This is a genomic window from Marinobacter sp. UBA5687 (assembly GCF_002420325.1).
GTDB classification, from domain to species: Bacteria; Pseudomonadota; Gammaproteobacteria; order Pseudomonadales; family Oleiphilaceae; genus Marinobacter; species Marinobacter nauticus.
On sequence record NZ_DIHV01000045.1, the window covers coordinates 8735 to 28165 of the forward strand.

Below are 19431 nucleotides of genomic sequence, written 5' to 3' on the forward strand. Positions count from 1 at the left end.
TCAAGTTTGATCATAAGGTCTCCTTGCGGCTGTATGAGGCCACGCTCGAATTCTGTGTGTCAGGCTTCCAGAGTCACCGGGCCACGGGGTACGGAAATGCAGAGTTGAACGCTTTCCTCTCCGGGACCGGAGGCTTTACCCGTCAGCCGGTTAATCACGGTGCCGCTGGTTTTTCGGCAACTGCATTGGTGGCAGATGCCCATTCGGCAGCCGTATTGAGGTTTGAGGCCCGCGGCTTCTGCGATCTCCAGCAGTGTGGCATCGCCGGAGGAATCCACATTGAGGTCGGCGCGGGCAAAACTCACCTCGCCGCCGAGTGTTTCATCACCGAGGGGGGAGGAAACCGGAGGGGCGAAAAACGTACAGTGAATCTGTTCTTCGCCGAGACCGCGCTGGTAAAGCAGGTCATTGGTGAGATCCATCAGCCCGCCCGGTCCGCACAGATAAACCTCGCGGGCCTTCAGACCGGGTACGGAATCCAGGTCGGCGTCGTTGAGGTAGCGCGGCTCGTCGGTTTCGTGGGTGCATATAATACGGACCGAGAGTGCCGAGTATCTTGCCGCCAGTGCTTCCAGTTTTTCACTGGCGATCACGTCCTCCTGAGTGCGAACAAAGTAGAGCAGCGTGACCGGTGCCCGGAAGTGCTCTGTCGCCATGGTCTCCATCAGGCTTAGAATCGGCGTAATGCCGCTGCCCCCGGCAATAAACAGCACCGGTTTGGGCATGGCTGGCATCAGAAAGTCGCCAAAGGCTTCGGTCAGGCCCAGTACCGCGCCTTCTTCCAACTGATCATGCAGCCAGTTGGTCACCAGCCCTCCTGGCAGGCGTTTGATGGTCAGTGTGACCACGCCGTCGTTCTGCCAGAGCAGGGGGGAGCTGGACAGACTGAAGGTGCGCTGGCGTCGCACACCATCAATATCTACACAGATGTTCACGTGCTGGCCGGCATGAAAGCCACTCCATCGGCTGGCAGGCCGGAGCACAAAAGTCTTGGTGTCGTGAGTCTCGACCAGAATGCGCTCTACCCGTGCAGGTGTGTACGCTTGTATCCACATGGGATTGATGGCCTCCGCCAGTGGATCAAAATAACTGGCAGGGTTGCTTCGATTCAGTAGCTGTCGGGCAAGCCAGTGCATGGCGCGGGTCTGGTTCATTTTTGCCAACATAGGTTTTCTCCAAGGTTTGTACCTGATCGTTGGTAACGATGTGTACACTTGTTCACTTATGTGTACGACTGTACACAGTGAGGGTTGCCGTAACAATCAGGGGGCGCTTCGTTGGCTCGAAATGACAAGTTTTGCGGACTTTTCTGCCGTCAGATGTGTACACTTGTTACCGCAACTATCGTGATAGGAAGACTATGGCAGACAGACCGAAACGCAGGCCCGGCGAAACCCGAGAGAAGCTGATGAACGCAGCGCTGACTCTGGTGGGCAAGGGGCGACACTTTGCCAGCCTGGGTATTCGGGAAGTGACCCGGCAGGCCGGCGTGGTGCCAACGTCGTTCTACCGTCACTTTCGCAGCATGGACGACCTGGGTTTGCAGCTGGTGGACGAGCTCGGGCTGGTCCTCAGGCGGATGATGAGGGAGGCCAGGGCCAACGTGTTGCAGGCCGACAAGCTGATTGAGGAATCGGTGGGTATCTTTGTGGCCCATGCCCAGGCCAACCGCAGTTTTTTTCTGTTTATGGCGCAGGGGCTGGCAGGCGAGAGCCGGGCCGTTCAGGAAGGGATTCGCAGCGAGATGCGGTTTTTTGCCAGCGAACTGGCCAATGACTTACGCCGGCTCCGGCTCATGGAGCACCTGAGCGATGCCGATCTGGATATGACCTGTGATCTGGTGGTGCGCACCGTCGCCTTCAGTCTGACCGATCTGCTCAGCATTTCCGAAGACGACGATTATCAGATCGGCCAGGTGCGAAAACGCACCACCCGATTCCTGCAGATGATTTTTGTCGGGGCTGGTCACTGGCAAAGCGACTGACCCCGTCCTGGGTTACTTGCGGGTTCGGGCGCGCTTCTTCTTCGGCGGCAGTATCAGCGATTCCAGCTCATCCAGAGCCTCACCGGTATAAACCGCCAGTTTCTGCATGCTCGGCAGCGTATCCCGGCAGCCGGTAAAACCGAAATTCAGCGATCCGGCATAGCTCAGGCAGGTGATGTTCAGTGCGCCGCCGTGAGCAATCAGCGATACCGGATACATGGCCTCAAGCCGGGCACCTTCATAATACAGCGTGTCTTCCGGGCCGGGCACGTTGGAGATAGTCACGTTGAAGACTGGTCGCATCCGCCCCCCGAGACCCGACATCAACTGCAGAATGTAGGGTGACATCAGCAGCATGGTGTACTGGGTCAGGGCACTTTTGGGAAGTTTCTGCAGGTGCTCCTTGGCCCGTCGGGTCGAGGTTTTGATCTGTTGCAGGCGGTTCAACGGGTCAGCTTCGTCGGTGGCCAGCGAGGCAATCATGAAACTGATCTGGGTGCCCGTACCCTCGTCGTCTGCCGGCCGGATATTCACCGGTATACCAGCCGTCAGCGGGTTGTCGGGCAGATTGTTCTGCTCGGCCAGAAAGCGACGCAATGCTGTGCCACACAGGTAAAGCACGATGTCGTTCAAGGAGCCGCCGGAAGCATGGGCCAGGTTTTTCAGTCGGTCCAGTTGATAATGCTGGGTGGCGAAACGTCGCTGCGCGGTAACCCGGTGATTGAGCACCGAAACCGGGCCTGTGAAGGGCGCGGTCAGTCCGTCTTCCGGGTGTCGAACCGAATGCACCAGGCGATTGCCGGCCTGCCATAGCCTGGGGGCCATGTCTGCCTGGAGTTTCAGGGCGTCCATGGCCTGGGAAACCGCAGCGGGCACGCTGGCCTCTTTGTCGGTTTTTGCGCCACGGCGTTGGTGTGGGCGTACCGTCCAGGGCGGTGGCATATTGCAGCGTTCGGGATCGGTGGTGAGCACCCTTTGCATTAGCCGCACGCCACTGATGCCGTCAATCATCGAGTGGTGCATTTTGGTGTAAAGGGCGAAACGGTTGTTCTCCAGGCCTTCAATAACGTGGCATTCCCAAAGAGGGCGGGAAAAATCCAGGGGGTTAGAGTGCAGTCGGGATACCAGAATACCCAGTTCGCGTTCCCCGCCGGGGCGGGGCAGGGCTGAGTGCCGGACGTGATAATCCAGATCGATATCCTTATCGACTTTCCAGGCCGGGGCGATCACACGCCCGAGGAAACCAGACCATGCCAGTTTGTATCCCCAGGGTGGTGCCACATCGCCGGCTTCTTTCATTCGAGTGACCATGTCACGCAGGAAGGTTTCTGGTGCGCCTTCCGGCAGTGAGAAAATCTGAAGCGTACCCACATGCATCGGGGTGTCTTCAGATTCAACCGCCAGCCAGGAGGCGTCCAGGGTTCCGAGACGTTTCATTCCTTGTCATTCTCCGCCAGTCATTTGTGTTTTGGTTGTTTCCTGCAAGTATACTGATATCGGTAGGTTCACACGATCAAAACCGGGATTGGGCTCCCATCTTTTTGCAGGGTTTCACGGTTACATAATGTCGCGAAGCCGGGCTCCCGGTCAGAAGGTTCGTGTGCTAATTTCTAAGGCCATAGGAACTAACAACAAGAATATTCGGAGGCTTTGTGGAATCCAGCCCGCTGATCTCGGCAGGTTTGCCGATCGCATTGTTCATTATCATGATCGGTATCGGTATGACGCTTACCCTGAGGGATTTTCGCCAGGTGGCGGTGTATCCGAAGGGCATGATTGTGGGCACCTTCGCCCAGATTCTCCTGATGCCGATGGTGGCGTTCGGGCTGGCTTATCTGTTCGGTGTGGCGCCGGCCATTGCCGTTGGTCTGGTGATCATCGCGGCTTGCCCCGGAGGTACCACGTCCAACCTGTTTGTGCTTCTGGCCCGGGGTAATATTGCGCTTTCCATCGTGCTGACGGTCTCCGCCAGCCTGATCACCATTCTTACCCTGCCACTGTTTACCAACATGGCGCTGCAGCATTTCATGGGCACGGAAGAGAACATCTCGCTGCCGGTGGGCAAGACCATTGCCATGCTGGTGGTTATTGTTCTGCTGCCGGTGGCCATTGGCATGCTGGTGCGAACCCGCAAGCCGGAGCTTGCGCGCAAGGCTGAGAGCCTGGTCAGCATCTTTGGTGGCATCGTGCTGGCGGTGCTGATTGTGGCGCTGCTCTATGGCGTTCGGGACCAGATGTGGGATCTGCTGAAGCAGGCAGGCCCCTCCACTATTGCCCTCAATGTCGCCGGTATCGTCCTGGGCTTGCTGGCGGGCAGGGTGGCCGGACTGACCCAGCGGGAATCCCTGGCGGTGGCAGTGGAGCTCGGTGTGAAGAACGGCACCATTGGTTTGATGGTCACCCTCACGTTGCTGGAGTCCAGCACCATGTCGATTCCCGCTGCCGTTTACGGTGTGCTTATGTTCCCCATTGGCTTCCTGCTGGCAATGTATGGCCGGAAGGTGATTCCCAAAAGCAACGTGACACATGCAGGCGGGGAATCCTGATTCATGAAATTTCTGAACGGTGTGACGTTACTGCTGGTTTATCAACTGACAGGCGAGATTCTGGTACGACTTCTCGGGCTGCCGATTCCTGGGCCGGTGCTTGGCATGGTCATGCTGTTCGTTACCTTGATGATCCGAGGTAGTGCCCCGGATTCCCTGAGCGAGGCCTCCAGCGCGTTACTGAGCCATCTGTCTCTGCTATTCGTGCCTGCGGGCGTGGGGATGATGACGCATTTCGGGCGTATAGCGGATGAGTGGCTGCCGATCACCCTGGCTCTGTTTCTGAGCACGGTGATCACCATGGTTGCCACGGCGTTGATTATGCAACTGACGACGCGCTGGTTTGTCCGTTCCGTTTCAGAACAAGGTGGGCAGCATGAATGAACCGGGTTTGCGCGACATCTGGGTCTACCTGTCGGCGTCGCCACTGCTAGGGCTGACCATTACTCTGGTGGCCTACGGGCTGGCCTACCGACTCTATCTGAAAACACATTCCAACCCGCTGGCCAATCCCGTCGTTACTTCGGTGGCGATGCTGATTCTCCTGTTGTTGGCAACGGGCACCTCATACAGCGATTACTTTGAGGGCGGTCAGTTCGTGCATTTTCTGCTGGGGCCGGCAACGGTGGCACTGGCGGTTCCTCTGTATCAGCAGTTTCGACGGCTCCGTCAACTCTGGTTGCCGGTCGCGATATCGTTGATCAGCGGGGTGGTTATTGCTGCTGGCAGTTCGGTGGGCCTGGCAAGGTTGTTGGGGGGTTCCCTGGAAATCCAGATGTCGCTGGCGCCTAAATCGGCAACGGCACCGGTGGCCATGGGTATTTCCGAGAAGATTGGTGGTTTGCCGTCGCTCACGGCGGTGCTGGTGGTGTTGACCGGAATTACCGGTGCGGTGCTGGGCACCAAACTGTTTGAATGGTTGCGCGTGAAAGATGACACCGCAAAAGGGATTGCCATGGGCGTGGCGGCCCATGGTATTGGTACCGCCCGGGCATTCCAGGTCAGTTCCCAGATGGGCGCGTTTTCAGGCCTGGCCATGGCGCTTTCGGCATTCGCCACGGCGCTGCTCGTGCCCTGGCTGGTGGACATGCTGGAAAACTGGTTGCCCATGTAAACGCGCAGTTCTTTCCGGGGTGCCGCATTACACTCTTTTTATGTCTGTCTGGAATGGCTATGCTCAGCCAATCATTGGCACAACATCAGGGTCTTAACATCATGCAAACCAAGTTCTTGCTCGACGAAGAACAGATGCCCAGGTATTGGTACAACCTGCAGGCGGATTTCCCCGAACCCCTGCCGGCCGTCCTCCACCCGGGAACAAAGCAGCCGGTCGGTCCAACGGATCTGGAGCCATTGTTTCCTGCGTCGCTGATTGAACAGGAAATGACTACGGAACGGGAAGTGGAGATTCCGGAGCCCGTTCGCGATGTTTATCGGATGTGGCGGCCGGCGCCCATGTTTCGGGCGCATCGGCTGGAAAAAGCCCTGGGCACCCCGGCCAAGATCTTCTACAAGTACGAGGGTGGTAGTCCTGCGGGCAGTCATAAACCCAATTCCGCGATTCCTCAGGCCTTTTTTAACCGGGAGGCCGGTATTCGGCGTCTGACGACAGAAACTGGTGCTGGTCAGTGGGGGACCTCGCTGTCGTTTGCAGGCTCCCTGTTCGACATTGATGTGACCGTGTTCCAGGTTCGCGTGTCCTACAACCAGAAGCCCTATCGCCGTGCGGTGATGGAGACCTACGGGGCTAACTGCGTGGCTTCACCATCAGAAATGACGGAGTTTGGTCGTCGGGTGCTGGGGGAAAACCCCGACCACACCGGCAGTCTCGGTATTGCGATTTCCGAGGCGGTGGAGCTGGCCGTTCAGGATCCGCACACCAAATATGCTCTGGGTTCCGTGCTGAACCATGTCCTGTTGCATCAGACCGTAATCGGCCTGGAGTCCATGAAACAGATGGAGATGGCCGATTGCTGGCCAGACGTGATCGTTGGGTGCACCGGTGGCGGCTCTAATTTCGCGGGTATTGCGTTCCCGTTCATGGGCCATGCGTTGAGAGGCGGGGAGAAGTCCCGGATTCTCGCGGTTGAACCTTCAGCGTGTCCGACGTTGACCCGGGGTAAATACGCCTATGACTACGGCGATACGGCACAAATGACACCACTCACCAAGATGCATACCCTGGGTTCAGGTTTTACACCGCCGGGGTTCCATGCTGGCGGCCTGCGCTATCACGGCATGGCTCCGATGGTGTCGCACGCCAAGGAGCTGGGACTGTTCGATGCTGTTTCCTACACTCAGCGCGAGTGCTTTGAGGCGGGTGTCCTGTTTGCGCGCAACGAAGGGATCGTACCGGCCCCTGAAGCCAATCATGCCGTGAAGGGTGCGATTGACGAGGCGTTGCGGTGCAAGCGCGAGGGCAAGGAGGAGGTGATCCTGTTCAACCTTTGTGGTCACGGGCATTTCGATATGGCGGCCTATACCTCGTATTTTGCCGGTGAACTGAGCGACCATGAGTACGGCGAGCAGGAGCTGGCTATGGCGTTGTCGGGGCTGCCCTCGGTCAGCGTCTGATTGAACTTGCCCCCGGTCAGGCACTGTGCCTGACCGGGTTGCGGCTTCCTGCTCACTTGTCCCTTTCGATCTTCAATGGCTCCAGGCTTCCGATCCGGAACTTCAATTCCAGTTCCGCACCGTTTTCATCATCGCCTTCCACTTCAATATCGCCATTGCGGTTGACCTTTAGTTCCTCAATAGTGGCCATTCCCTGCTGCTGAGCGGCTTTCAGATAAGAGCGCACATCGTCCGCGCTCACACCGTAGATCTCGCCTTTGGCTTTGCGGCGCTGCTCCCGGTCGATGTCGCCGTTGCCGTTCAGGTCCAGTTCCACGAACCAGTCCTGGCCCATCCAGCCTTCGAGCTCGATTTCATTATCATGGTCGTCGTCAAATTCGATGCTCTGGAAATGGCTGATACCGTAGTTGTTACCAACCTGAAGCATGCGGTCCGCATCGTCAAAGCTGCCTTTGGCGAAGGCTGCGGGGGCTGCGACAAGGCCGCTGATCAGCGCGATGGTCAGAGTCTTTTTCATGGTGTTCTCCTAGCTTGTCTGTGTTTGAAAAACTGCCGGTTCTGCCCGGTTGGCTACCAGCTTGAGCCCAGATTAACGGGGCAGGGCTTTCAGCATCGTGATAGGCTCATTCATGATTCGTTCATCTGGCTTTTGTCACCATAAACACCATGACCAGACCTCGTTTACATTCATCGCTGCTACCCGAAGACCGGTTTTCACGCCGGGTGTTCCGGGTGTTGTTGCTGACTCTGTTTGCGGTGGGCGCGCTGCCGTTTGCCCAGGTGGCCTGTGCCGATGATGACGACGACTGGCGGCGCCTGCACCACGAGGTTGAGGCCGGCCGTATCAAACCCCTGAGCGAAATCCTGGACAGCCTTGCCCGCGACTGGCGCGGAGACGTGATCGATGTGGATATCGAGAAAGACGATGGTGAGATCCTCTACGAGATCGAGTTGTTGGGCCCGGAAGGCCAGGTGGTGGAGTTTGAGATCAATGCCCGGACCGGAGAGGTTCTGGAGATAGAGGGCAGGAATATCCAGGGCATGAAACGCTGATGAAAATTCTTCTGGTGGAGGACGATGCCGCGCTGGCACAAGGGCTGGCCGGTAGCTTGCGGGATGCCGGACTGCTGGTGGAAGTTGCCGGGGAAGGCCGCACGGCCGACTTTCTGGTGAGCACCGAACGTTACGATGCGGTGGTACTGGACCTGGGCTTGCCGGATGGCAATGGCACCCAGTGGCTGGCCGGTTGGCGGGAGCGGGGTATTGATCTGCCGGTGCTGATTCTGACCGCCCGGGAGCGCTGGTCCGATAAAGCCGCGGGGTTCTCTGCCGGTGCCGATGACTATGTCACCAAGCCCTTTGAAACGGCTGAAATCCTGTTCCGCCTGCGGGCCCTGGTGCGCCGGTCCCACGGCCACGCCCACCCGGTGATTACCGTGGGTGACATTGCGCTGGATACCCACGCCGGGCAGGTGACCCGGGCAGGTATGCCGGTTTCACTCACGGCTCAGGAGTTCCGGCTGTTATCGCATCTGATCCACGCAGCGCCCAGAATCGTGTCCCGCACCGAGTTGTCCGAACATGTCTATGACGGCGACCAGGAGCCGGATTCCAATGTTATCGATGTCCAGGTCAGCCGGTTGCGGCGCAAACTCGGCGCCCAGGCTATCGAGACCATCCGTGGCCAGGGCTACCGTATGAACGGTCACGGAGAACCATCCTGATGCTGACACGTCTGCGCCGCTGGCCGGTGGCGCTGCGGATGCTGGTGTCTGCCCTGGTATTGGTCCTGGTGGTGTTGCCGCTGGCCGGTACCGTATTGGCCTGGAACTTTCGCCAGACGCTGAGCCAGTCCTTTGATGAGCGCCTGTTATCGTTCCTGAATGTGGTCATTGCCGGCATTGAGTCTGACCCTCAGACCGGTGAATTGACCCCCGGCCCGCAACTGGGTGAACCGCGCTTCGAGCGGGTGTATTCCGGCTGGTACTGGCAGGTCAACGACAACAGCGGGCGGGTGATCACCTCCCGGTCATTGTGGGACCAGCGACTGCCACAGATCAGTGGCCGGGGGCCGGACTGGGCCCAGGCCCCGGGGCCGCGCGGCCAGACACTTCGGATAGTGGAGCGGGATGTCCAGTTACCGGCTTTCGAAGGCTGGTTATCGGTGTCTGTCGCGGCCGACCAGGCGGAGCTGGATGCCCAGGTTGCGCGCTTCAACCGATTGCTGGTGGTTTCGCTGACCACGCTCGGTACGCTGTTACTGGTGATGATCGGGTTGCAGATCCGCTGGGGCCTGGCACCGCTTCGGCGTCTGGAGCGGGATCTCCGGGCCATGGAGTCCGGCCAGACCCGTTCACTGACCAGTGATCTGCCCGAAGAACTTGCGCGGCTCTCCGAGGCCATGAATCAGGTGCTTGAACGGGATCAGATACTGATTGAGCGTGGGCGCACGGCTGCGGGCAATCTGGCCCATGCCCTGAAAACGCCGGTATCTGTGCTTACCACCCTGAGTGATCGTTTGCCGTCGGTGCAGAGAACCGCTTTCCGTACCGAACTGAGCCGCATCGATGACGCCGTGCGCCATCATCTGGCCAGGGCTTCAGCGGCCGGACCGGCCGCCCTGGGGCGTGTGGATCTTGGTGAAACCCTGGCGCCGGTGCTGTCGGCACTCAATACTCTCGCGCAACGCCGTGGCGTTACCCTCGAAAGCGACCTGGGCGATACGGGCGCGGTTCGGCTTGAACAACAGGATTTACAGGAAATTGCGGGCAACCTGCTGGAAAATGCCATCAACTGGGCGGAGAGTCAGGTAAAGTTTCGGGTAGAAGGCTTGCCGGATGGTCTGGCACTGATGGTGGAGGATGACGGCCCTGGCCTGTCTGACACCGATATCGAGCAGGCTCTGACACGGGGCACCCGGCTGGATGAAACCCGGTCCGGTTCCGGTCTGGGCCTGGCGATCGTCAAAGAGCTGGCTGAACTGTATGGCGGCACGCTGACCCTGGCCCGATCTCCCCTCGGAGGGTTACAGGCCAGCGTGCGCTTTCCATCTCACTCATCGTCCAAGGCCCGCGGCGGGCAGTGATGCTCTTCCACCAGGGTGCCTTCATCCACGCTCTCCAGATGCACATCAAAGCCCCATAGCCGGTGTACGTGCCGCAGCACTTCGTCGGTTTCCTGGCCCAGTGGCACTCGGTCTACCGGGATGTGGCGCAGGGTTAGCGAACGATCACCGCGAATATCCACACTCCATACCTGAATGTTCGGCTCCCGGTAACTGAGGTTGTATTGGCGGGCCAGCTTTTCCCGCAGCGCGCGATAACCGGGCTCATCGTGAATGGCGGTGACGGTGTAGTGGTCTTCCCGATCGTCGCTTTCGATGGCGAACAGCTTCAGGTCACGCATCACCTTCGGTGACAGGAACTGCTGGATAAAGCTCTCGTCCTTGAAGTTGTGCATGGCGAAATGCAGGGTTTCCAGCCAGTCTGTACCGGCGATGTCCGGGAACCATTCCCGGTCCTCATTGGTAGGGTTTTCACAGATGCGTCGAAGATCGGTGAAGATGGAGAAACCCAGGGTGTAGGGGTTCAGGCCGGAATACCATGGGCTGTTGAAGGGTGGCTGGTATACCACGGCGGAGTGGCTTTGCAGAAATTCCAGCATGAAGCCATCGTTCACCAGCCCCTTGTCGTACAACCGGTGCAACAGCGTGTAGTGCCAGAACGTGGCCCAGCCTTCGTTCATTACCTGGGTCTGGCGTTGTGGATAGAAATACTGGGCCAGCTTGCGCACGATGCGCACCAGTTCCCGCTGCCAGGTTTCCAGCAAAGGCGCGTTTTTCTCGATGAAGTACAACAGGTTTTCCTGAGGCTCCTCCGGATATCGGGGCCTGCGGCGAATCGGGTCCCCGTCGTCCTCTGCTTTGGGGATGGTTCGCCACAGATCGTTGATGCGGCGTTGTTCGTATTCTTCCCGCTCCTTCTGCCGGCGGGCCTCCTCGGCGGCTGAAATCGGGGCAGGGCGCTTGTAGCGGTCAACGCCGTAGTTCATCAGTGCGTGGCAGGAGTCGAGAATTTCTTCCACGGCATCCACGCCGTGTCGCTCCTCGCACTCCGACACATAATGCCGGGCAAACACCAGGTAATCGATGATGGCACTGGCGTCTGTCCAGGTGCGGAACAGATAATTGCCCTTGAAGAACGAGTTGTGGCCATAGCTGGCGTGGGCAATCACCAGGGCCTGCATGGGCAGGGTGTTCTCTTCCATCAGGTAGGCGATACAGGGATTGGAATTGATCACAATCTCATAGGCCAGCCCCATCTGGCCCCGCTGATAGCCCTTGGAGGTTTGCAGGAACTGCTTGCCGAAGGACCAGTGATGATAGCCCACTGGCATGCCGACGGAGCTGTAGGCATCCATCATCTGCTCGGCGGTAATCACTTCAATCTGGTTCGGGTAAGTGTCCAGTCCAAACTCGGCGGCGCATTTGGCAATTTCCTCATCGTATTTCTGGATCAGTTCGAAGGTCCATTCCGAACTGGTGGAAATGGGCTTACCTGCCTTGGGTTGTTCGCTCTCCGGTGCGTTCGGGCGATCAATCAGGCTGCTCATGCCGCTTTCCTCTCGAACAACTGTCGGAAGACCGGGTAAATGTCGCCAGGATCGGCAATCTGCTGCATGGCGAAGCTCTGGGGAAACTGCTCCATGATTTTCTCGTATTCGTACCAGAGCATCTGGTGATCCTGGGGCGTGATTTCGATGTAGGAGTAGTACTGCACCAGCGGCAGAATCCGCTCAGACAGCAGCTTGCCGCAGATGGGGGAGTCATCGTTCCAGTTGTCGCCGTCGGACGCCTGGGCGGCATAGATATTCCATTCCGCCGGCGAGTATCGGGCTTCGACAATCCGGTGCATCAGTTTCAGAGCACTGGAGACAATGGTGCCCCCGGTTTCCCGGCTGTAGAAGAACTCTTCTTCGTCCACTTCCTTGGCGCTGGTGTGGTGGCGGATAAACACCACTTCGATTTTCTTGTAGTTCTTCTTCAGGAACAGATACAGCAGGATAAAGAAGCGTTTGGCGATGTCCTTGTGCATCTGGGTCATGGAACCGGATACATCCATCAGGCAGAACATCACCGCACTGGTGGCGGGTTTGGGCTGCTTCAGGTGTTGCCTGTAGCGCAGGTCGATCTCGTCAATGAAAGGAATGCGTTTGACGTTGGCTTTCAGCCGCGCGATTTCCTCTTCCAGCACCTTGATCTGGTCTTCATGGCTGAAGGCCGGATCGAGATCATTCGGTGCGCTTTTCAGCGCCTCGAGCTGTTTTTCCAGGTCCCGGATCTTTTTCTTGCGCGCGCCGCCCAGGCCCAGACGCCGGGCGTGGGCGCCCCGAAGGGAACGCACCACATCCAGCTTGGCGGGCACGCCCTGGGTGGTGAAGCCCGAGCGTACATAACTGAAGGCTTCGGTGTCCTTGAGTTTTTTCCGGGCCAGATTGGGCAGCTCCAGATCGTCGAACAGGAAGTCGAGAAACTCTTCCTGGGTAATCTGGAAGGCGAACTCATCCATGCCTTCTCCGTCCGGGCTGGCCTGGCCTTGCCCCTGGCCCTGGCCACCGCCGCTCTCGGGTTTGGGGATGGTGTCCCCGGCCACCCATTCCTGATTGCCGGGGTGCACCACCTCGCGCCGGCCACCGTGGCCGTGGTGGAATATGGGCTCGTCAATATCCCGGGCGGGGATGCTTACTTTCTCGCCCCGTTCGATATCGGTGATGGAGCGCTTCTGCACGGCATCCGACACCGCCTTCTTGATGTGGTGGCGGTAACGGCGCAGGAACCGTTCCCGGTTCACTGCGCTCTTGTTCTTGCCGTTCAGGCGCCGGTCAACAATGTGGGTCATACCCATGGTACTGCTCCCGCTGGCCGTTAATGGGATTTCCGGACGCGCAGGTACCACTCGGCGAGCAAGCGAACCTGTTTCTCGGTGTACCCACGGTCAACCATGCGTTCCACAAACTGCTTGTGCTTCTTCTGGTCTTCCTGGCTGGCCTTCGGATTGAAGGAAATCACCGGCAACAGGTCTTCGGTGTTCGAGAACATCTTCTTCTCGATCACGCTGCGCAGCTTCTCGTAGCTGAGCCAGGACGGATTCTTGCCGCCGTTGTTGGCCCGGGCCCGCAGCACAAAGTTGACCACTTCGTTGCGGAAGTCCTTCGGGTTGGATATGCCCGCCGGTTTTTCGATTTTCTCCAGCTCATCGTTGATGGAGGAACGGTCCAGAATCTCGCCGGTTTCCGGGTCCCGGAACTCTTGATCCTGAATCCAGAAATCGGCATAGGTGACATAGCGGTCGAACAGGTTCTGGCCGTACTCGCTGTAGCTTTCCAGATAAGCCGTCTGGATTTCCTTGCCAATAAACTGGACGTAGTGGGGCGCCAGGTATTCCTTTATGAAGCGCAGGTATTTTTCCTGCAACTCCGGCTGGAACTGTTCCTGTTCGATCTGCTTTTCCAGCACATAGAGCAGGTGCACAGGGTTGGCGGCAATCTCGGTGGTGTCGAAATTGAATACCTTTGACAGGATCTTGAAGGCAAAGCGGGTAGACAGACCGTCCATGCCTTCCATCACCCCGGCAGCATCCCGGTACTCCTGGATGGACTTGGCCTTGGGGTCGGTGTCCTTGATGCTCTGGCCGTCGTATACCTTCATTTTGGAGAAGATGCTGGAATTTTCCGGCTCCTTGATCCGCGACAGCACCGAGAACTGGGCCAGCATATCAAGAGTGTCGGGTGCGCAGGGCGCTCCGGACAGTGAGCTGTGCTTCAGCAGCTTGCGATAGATTTCAATCTCCTCAGTGACCCGCACACAGTAGGGCACCTTGACGATGTACACCCGGTCCAGGAAGGCTTCGTTGTGCTTGTTGTTGCGGAACGTCTGCCACTCGGATTCATTGGAGTGGGCCAGGATCACGCCGTCGAAGGGCACCGAGCCCATGCCCTCGGTGGTGTTGTAGTTGCCTTCCTGGGTGGCCGTCAGTAGCGGATGCAGCACCTTGATCGGTGCCTTGAACATTTCCACAAACTCCATCAGCCCCTGGTTGGCTTTGCACAGGCCGCCGCTGAAGCTGTAGGCATCCGGATCATCCTGGGAATAGTCTTCCAGCATGCGGATGTTGACCTTGCCCACCAGGGCCGAGATGTCCTGGTTGTTGTCGTCGCCCGGCTCGGTCTTGGATACACCGATCTGGTCCAGCACCGAGGGGTAACGTTTAACCACCCGGAACTGGCTGATGTCGCCGCCAAACTCATGCAGGCGTTTGACTGCCCAGGGTGACATGATGTTTTTCAGGTAGCGGCCGGGAATGCCGTATTCCTCTTCCAGAATCGGGCCATCCTCGGCCGGGTCGAACAGGCCTAGCGGGCTTTCGTTTACCGGAGAGCCTTTGATGGCGTAGAAGGGGACCTTCTGCATCAAGGCCTTGAGTTTCTCGGCCAGGGAAGACTTACCGCCGCCAACGGGGCCGAGCAGGTAGAGAATCTGCTTCTTCTCCTCCAGACCCTGGGCTGCGTGGCGGAAGAACGAAACGATGTTTTCGACGGCATCTTCCATGCCGTAAAACTCGTCAAATTCGGGGTAACGCTTGATGACTTTGTTCGAGAAGATGCGTGACAGGCGGGGGTCACGGGAGGTATCGATCAGTTCTGGTTCGCCGATGGCAATCAACATCCGCTCCGCGGCGGTGGCGTATGCCGTTGGGTCCTTTTTGCAGATCTCCAGGTATTCCTCAAGGGAGTATTCCTCCTCCTGAGTCTGTTCATACCGGTCTTTGAAGTGCTGCAGAATGCTCATAGATGGCCCCTCGCTTACTCTTGCCTGTTATAAATTCACGCAATGTCCCCGTTGCTGTTTCGCCGCCTGTCCCGGCGGTGTGTCTGGTTAAGGAATGAATGGGATGGTGTTAAGCAGGTATACGTTATCCGGAGGTTTCCGGCCTGCTTAATCTGAGCTTAGTTCAGAGTTCGGGGGTTGGACAGTGAGCAGTCAAATTAGGTTCATTAAATTATGTTTCGGGCGGTAAGCCAGACGGGACACCAGGGACTTACCGCCCATGATCTAAGGTTATTTCTTGACGAGGGTAAAAACACTCTCTGTGGCGCCGTTTCTCAGGCCCCGGCGTTTGGCAAACGGGTTGTCACGGGCCATGTCCCGTTTCAGCACCTGATTGATCTCATAATCCTCACCGTAGAGCCTGAACACTTCGTCGTCGGTAACGTTGAACGGAGGGCCCTGCATTTCCGAACTGTCGTAATCCAGCGTGATCAGCAGGATTCTGGTGTCGTCCGGAATAATAGCGGTGAGATGATTGACATAGCTCTTGCGCATTTCCGGGGGCAGGGCGATCAGGGCAGCCCGGTCGTACACCAGGCGAATGTGTTTGAGGTCGTCCGGCACCAGCTGGAAATAATCCCCACACCAGATTTGAAGATCGTCATGGCGGAAGGTGGTAAAGGGTTCGCCCGGGTGAACGCTGGCTTTCTCCTGCGCTTCCTCGAAAAAGTCCTTGCAGGCAACCTCGCTTAACTCCACACCGATAATCGGATGCCCGCGATCGTGCAGCCACCACATGTCATGGGCTTTGCCGCACAGGGGAACGAACACGGCGTCGGTGCCGTTGCCTGCCAGTTCGGGCCAGTGGTCATGCAGGTACTGATTAACCGTGCCTTCGTGGAAGCCGATTTGGTCTTTTGCCCAGCGTTCGTGCCAGAATTCGTGTTCCATGGGTAGCCTCCCGGAGATTGATCGTTTTCCTCAGTCTACCTTAATCTGTGGGGTCGATGAGTCAGGAGAAAAGTATGAAAGCCGTTTTTCTGGATGCCGCAACGCTGGGCGAGGATGTGGATCTGAGCCCCATTGAAAACATGACCGGTGGACTGACCTGCCACCCGCGCACCAACCCCGAGCAGGTGATTCAAAGGATTCAGGGCTTTGATACGGTGCTGGTTAACAAGGTTGTGCTGGGCCGTGAACATTTTGAAGCCTGCCCGGAACTGAAAACCATCGCGGTGGTGGCAACCGGCCTCAATAACATCGATCTGGAAGCCGCCAAGGCCCACGACATCAAGGTAATGAACGTTACCAACTATGGCCGTTCCACCGTTGCCCAGCACACCATGGCACTCATCCTGGCACTGGCCACCCGGCTGCTGGATTACAACCGGGATGCCCGCAACGGCCAGTGGGCCAAAAGCGATATGTTCTGCCTGATGGACTACCCGATTATGGAGCTGGAAGGCAAAACTCTGGGCATTGTCGGCTACGGCGATCTTGGCCAGGGTGTGGCGGAACGGGCAAAGGCGTTTGGCATGAACATCGTCCTCGGCTGCCGGCCCGGCCAAGAGCCTGGCGAGGTGGATGGCTACCCTCGAATTCCGCTGGATGAACTGTTGGTGCAGGCTGACGTGCTATCACTGCACTGCCTGCTGACAGAAGAAACCCGCAACATGATTGGCGCCCGGGAACTGGGTTTAATGAAGTCGTCGGCACTGCTGATCAACACCAGTAGAGGCGGCTTGGTTGATGAATCGGCTTTGGCTGACGCCTTGCGGAATGGCGACATTGCCGGTGCAGGCTTTGATGTGTTGACCGAAGAACCTCCCCGCAATGGTAACCCGCTGCTGGCAGACAATGTTCCCAATCTGATTCTGACCCCACACTCTGCCTGGGCGAGCCAGGAGGCGCGACAGCGAATTGTGGAGATTACGGCGCGCAATCTGGCGTCGGTTACCTGAAGTCGGGTGAAGGAAGCCCGCCGTCAGGAGGATTTGTCCGGGTGTACAACAAATACCCGGTTTCCGGGTTGTTTACTGACAGCTGCCTGATAAGCTTGAAGAAACACTGACAAGCAGGATGTTACGTGGCTTCCACCCAGATGAAAGAGCGGCTGCAGGCTGCTGAAGACTGGATACTGTCCAATTCCAACCCACCGCAGACCTGGCCCTGGACCTGGCTGTATAAATCCGGGCGCTCGGCTTATGCCCTGATCCGCGATGTGATCAGTGGTCAGCTGACACTGCACGCCATGAGCCTGGTTTACACCACGTTGCTCAGCATTGTGCCGTTGCTCGCCCTGAGCTTTTCCGTGCTGAAAGCGCTGGGTGTGCACCAGCGCATGGAGCCATTCCTGTACCAGTTCTTCCAGCCGATGGGCCCACAGGGTGTGGAGGTGGCTGAGCGAATCCTGGGCTTTGTCGATAATATGAAAGTCGGTGTGTTGGGCTCGGTGGGTCTGGCCTTGTTGGTGTACACCGTCATTTCCCTGGTTCAGAAAATCGAGCGCTCGTTCAACATGATCTGGCGGGTGCCGGAAATGCGCTCCATGGCACAGCGTTTCAGTAACTATCTGAGCGTCATCATGGTCGGCCCTTTGTTGATGGTTTCGGCTATCGGGGTAACCGCCACCATATTCTCTTCAGAAATCGCGCAGAATCTTATGGCCATCGAGCCGTTTGGTTCGCTGATTGTCCTTGCCAGTCGATTTACACCGTTTTTCCTGGTGGTGGGCGCGTTCACCTTTGTTTATATCTTTATCCCTAACACCCGGGTGAAGCTGCGCTACGCGTTTATCGCCGGGCTGGTGGCCGGCGTTTCCTGGCAGGCTGGCGGCATGCTGTTTGCCTCGTTCGTGGCCGGCTCGGCCAAGTATGCGGCCATCTACTCCGGTTTTGCGGTCGGTATCATTCTGCTGATCTGGACCTATCTGAACTGGATGATTCTGCTGCTCGGTGCCAGCCTGGCGTTCTATCTGCAGAACCCGGGGGCCGTGGCCAAGCGCCGCAATGTCCAGCTTGCGCCGGAATTGCAGGAGCGGGTAGGGCTTGCCCTGATGTGGATGGTGGCCAAGCCGTTCAGCTGCGGTGAACCGGCGCCTCAGCAGGAGTCTCTGGAGCAGCAGTTGCGGATCCCCGGCGAAGTCACCCGCAAGATCAGCGACAAGCTGATCCGCGCCGGATTGCTGAATCTGGCGGGACGAGATGGCGATCAGCTGGTTCCAGGGCGAACACTGGATCTGATTACGGTCGGCAGCGTGCTGCGGGCCGTGCGCAAGGACGAAGACCGGGTGGTGGATCGCCTGCCTGCCGGGGCCATGCCGAGGGAACTGATCGATCTTGCGCCCACCAGTGACGATGTCAGCTTTGCCAGCCTGCTGAATGCCGCTACACCGCCCGGTGCGGCTATTGTCAAAGCACCGGAGTCAGGTCCGAACCTGTGAACTTTTGCCTTCCTGGAGCATTCTGAGCAATACCGTACGTACCCTGCCCAGTTGCTCCGGGGAAAGGTGCACAATACGAATCAGATTTTCTTCCGACAGGTTCCTCTGGCGGGCATGGCGCAGCACTTCCCGGGTGCCCAGAAGCAGGCCGTCGGTCAGTGCGGAGTGGGCCTGCCGTGGCGCCGGCCGTTCCGCCGATAACAGCCAGGCATGGTATTTGGGGGGCAGATTCCAGACATTGGCCAGTAACTGGCAGGTGGCCCACTGATAGCGGGCCAGGGCCAATCTCAGTAACGCCGGCTCCGGTTCACTGCCAGAGCCCCTGGTGCGGTAGATACGCCCCAGTTCCCTGCGAATGGTGATGTACGCCAATGCAGGCAGCAGGCCAACCATGAAGTGGGCGCTGGTGTCGTCCCGGTGAATCTTGGCAATCATTTCCGCCGCTCGGGCGCAGGTCAGGCCCCAGCGCCAGGATCGTTGGGCGAAGAGTGCCTCGCGGCTGTTTCGGGCCGCCATCATAGGCCGCATAACCGCTGCAGCAATCACGTTCCGGATGCCGTCCACACCCAGCACGAACACCGCCTGGTCAACGGATTCTATGACGTGTTCACTCGGGCGGAAGTAGGGGCTGTTGGCCACCTGGAGCAACTGGTCGGTCAGTGACGGGTCACTCAGAATGATGCGGGTTAGCTCTTTGCGTTCGGTGGCTTCATTGGACAGTGCTCGCATCAACATGGGCAAGCTGCCAGGTTTCCGGGGCAGCTCTTCCATCTCGTTCATTTGCAGGCGCCGTTCCAGTTCGGCCAGGTCCTTTTCACCGCTGTCTGTGCTGGCACGAAGGCGCGCGGGTTCCACATCCAGCAACCAACTAAACAGGTGGTCTTCCAGCTGGCCGACGATGTCGCCTTCATCGTTGCTCTGGCTTGGCTGGCTGGTACTGGAAGGATTAAAGAGGCGGGTTTCGGACGCAGCCTGCGGAACGGGTTGAGTGCTGTTGAACAGGCCTGATATCCAGGAAAAAAAGCCCGGCATCCTTTGCCTCCGGATAGCGTGTATAAAG

At 58.2% G+C, this 19431-nt stretch carries 18 protein-coding genes; 10 read left to right on the forward strand and 8 right to left on the reverse strand.

The features are described 5' to 3' along the window. Positions 1–59: 59 nt before the first annotated feature. Positions 60–1166: a ferredoxin reductase gene (locus B3Y70_RS04845; RefSeq protein ID WP_273031077.1), complete on the reverse strand. Its 1107-nt coding sequence runs from the start codon at positions 1164–1166 to the stop codon at positions 60–62. Between the two features lie 194 nt (positions 1167–1360). Here B3Y70_RS04845 and B3Y70_RS04850 point away from each other — a divergent pair, with 194 nt between their 5' ends. Further along, positions 1361–1984, forward strand: coding sequence for a TetR family transcriptional regulator (locus B3Y70_RS04850; protein WP_014422436.1), 624 nt, complete (start codon positions 1361–1363; stop codon positions 1982–1984). A gap of 12 nt (positions 1985–1996) precedes the next feature. Here the strand turns inward: B3Y70_RS04850 and B3Y70_RS04855 are convergent, their stop codons facing one another. Further along, positions 1997–3421, reverse strand: coding sequence for a WS/DGAT/MGAT family O-acyltransferase (locus B3Y70_RS04855; protein ID WP_022990869.1), 1425 nt, complete (start codon positions 3419–3421; stop codon positions 1997–1999). Positions 3422–3636: 215 nt separating this feature from the next. On the opposite strand from B3Y70_RS04855, the gene B3Y70_RS04860 reads away from it, so the two are divergent. The 4 genes from B3Y70_RS04860 (at position 3637) to B3Y70_RS04875 (ending at position 7104) form a co-directional block, all read left to right on the forward strand. Then, entirely contained in the window at positions 3637–4530 is an 894-nt protein-coding gene (locus B3Y70_RS04860; RefSeq protein WP_273031075.1) for a bile acid:sodium symporter family protein, read from the forward strand. Between the two features lie 3 nt (positions 4531–4533). After that, positions 4534–4914 (forward strand): CidA/LrgA family protein, encoded by a 381-nt coding sequence (locus B3Y70_RS04865; RefSeq protein ID WP_011786507.1) that lies wholly within the window; start codon positions 4534–4536, stop codon positions 4912–4914. Continuing rightward, entirely contained in the window at positions 4907–5644 is a 738-nt protein-coding gene (locus B3Y70_RS04870; protein ID WP_022990872.1) for an LrgB family protein, read from the forward strand. The genes B3Y70_RS04865 and B3Y70_RS04870 overlap by 8 nt, the downstream gene beginning before the upstream one ends. Before the next feature lie 101 nt (positions 5645–5745). Then, entirely contained in the window at positions 5746–7104 is a 1359-nt protein-coding gene (locus B3Y70_RS04875) for a TrpB-like pyridoxal phosphate-dependent enzyme (RefSeq protein ID WP_153740678.1), read from the forward strand. 52 nt (positions 7105–7156) lie between these two features. On the opposite strand, the gene B3Y70_RS04880 is transcribed toward B3Y70_RS04875, so the two are convergent. Continuing rightward, on the reverse strand, positions 7157–7621 hold the full coding sequence (locus B3Y70_RS04880) for a hypothetical protein (protein WP_014422430.1): 465 nt from the start codon (positions 7619–7621) through the stop codon (positions 7157–7159). A gap of 149 nt (positions 7622–7770) precedes the next feature. Here B3Y70_RS04880 and B3Y70_RS04885 point away from each other — a divergent pair, with 149 nt between their 5' ends. The 3 genes from B3Y70_RS04885 to B3Y70_RS04895 are packed head-to-tail and all read left to right on the forward strand — an operon-like array spanning position 7771 to position 10189. Beyond that, positions 7771–8157, forward strand: coding sequence for a PepSY domain-containing protein (locus tag B3Y70_RS04885; protein WP_051995655.1), 387 nt, complete (start codon positions 7771–7773; stop codon positions 8155–8157). Beyond that, the gene (locus B3Y70_RS04890; RefSeq protein WP_023012227.1) at positions 8157–8828 is read left to right on the forward strand and encodes a winged helix-turn-helix domain-containing protein; all 672 of its coding nucleotides are present in this window, start codon (positions 8157–8159) and stop codon (positions 8826–8828) included. The genes B3Y70_RS04885 and B3Y70_RS04890 overlap by 1 nt, the downstream gene beginning before the upstream one ends. Next, positions 8828–10189 (forward strand): sensor histidine kinase, encoded by a 1362-nt coding sequence (locus B3Y70_RS04895; protein WP_199452473.1) that lies wholly within the window; start codon positions 8828–8830, stop codon positions 10187–10189. Before B3Y70_RS04890 ends, B3Y70_RS04895 begins: the two co-directional genes overlap by 1 nt. Here the strand turns inward: B3Y70_RS04895 and B3Y70_RS04900 are convergent. The 4 genes from B3Y70_RS04900 to tmpT all read right to left on the reverse strand — a co-directional run bounded on the left by B3Y70_RS04900 (position 10156) and on the right by tmpT (position 15880). Then, the gene (locus B3Y70_RS04900; RefSeq protein ID WP_023012225.1) at positions 10156–11715 is read right to left on the reverse strand and encodes a SpoVR family protein; all 1560 of its coding nucleotides are present in this window, start codon (positions 11713–11715) and stop codon (positions 10156–10158) included. The two genes, B3Y70_RS04895 and B3Y70_RS04900, sit on opposite strands and share 34 nt — an antisense overlap. Continuing rightward, positions 11712–13007 carry a YeaH/YhbH family protein gene (locus tag B3Y70_RS04905; RefSeq protein ID WP_023008560.1) on the reverse strand — a complete coding sequence of 432 codons (1296 nt, stop codon included), beginning with the start codon at positions 13005–13007 and terminating at the stop codon, positions 11712–11714. Before B3Y70_RS04905 ends, B3Y70_RS04900 begins: the two co-directional genes overlap by 4 nt. 20 nt (positions 13008–13027) lie before the next feature. Further along, positions 13028–14950: a PrkA family serine protein kinase gene (locus B3Y70_RS04910; protein ID WP_011786498.1), complete on the reverse strand. Its 1923-nt coding sequence runs from the start codon at positions 14948–14950 to the stop codon at positions 13028–13030. 270 nt (positions 14951–15220) lie between these two features. Next, positions 15221–15880, reverse strand: coding sequence for a thiopurine S-methyltransferase (gene tmpT, locus B3Y70_RS04915; protein ID WP_011786497.1), 660 nt, complete (start codon positions 15878–15880; stop codon positions 15221–15223). 74 nt (positions 15881–15954) lie between these two features. On the opposite strand from tmpT, the gene B3Y70_RS04920 reads away from it, so the two are divergent. Then, positions 15955–16890: a D-2-hydroxyacid dehydrogenase gene (locus B3Y70_RS04920; protein ID WP_199452472.1), complete on the forward strand. Its 936-nt coding sequence runs from the start codon at positions 15955–15957 to the stop codon at positions 16888–16890. Between the two features lie 125 nt (positions 16891–17015). Next, positions 17016–18371: a YihY/virulence factor BrkB family protein gene (locus B3Y70_RS04925; RefSeq protein WP_199452471.1), complete on the forward strand. Its 1356-nt coding sequence runs from the start codon at positions 17016–17018 to the stop codon at positions 18369–18371. Here B3Y70_RS04925 and B3Y70_RS04930 read toward each other — a convergent pair. Continuing rightward, positions 18354–19403, reverse strand: coding sequence for an HDOD domain-containing protein (locus B3Y70_RS04930; protein ID WP_199452470.1), 1050 nt, complete (start codon positions 19401–19403; stop codon positions 18354–18356). The genes B3Y70_RS04925 and B3Y70_RS04930 overlap by 18 nt on opposite strands. Positions 19404–19431: the final 28 nt, after the last annotated feature.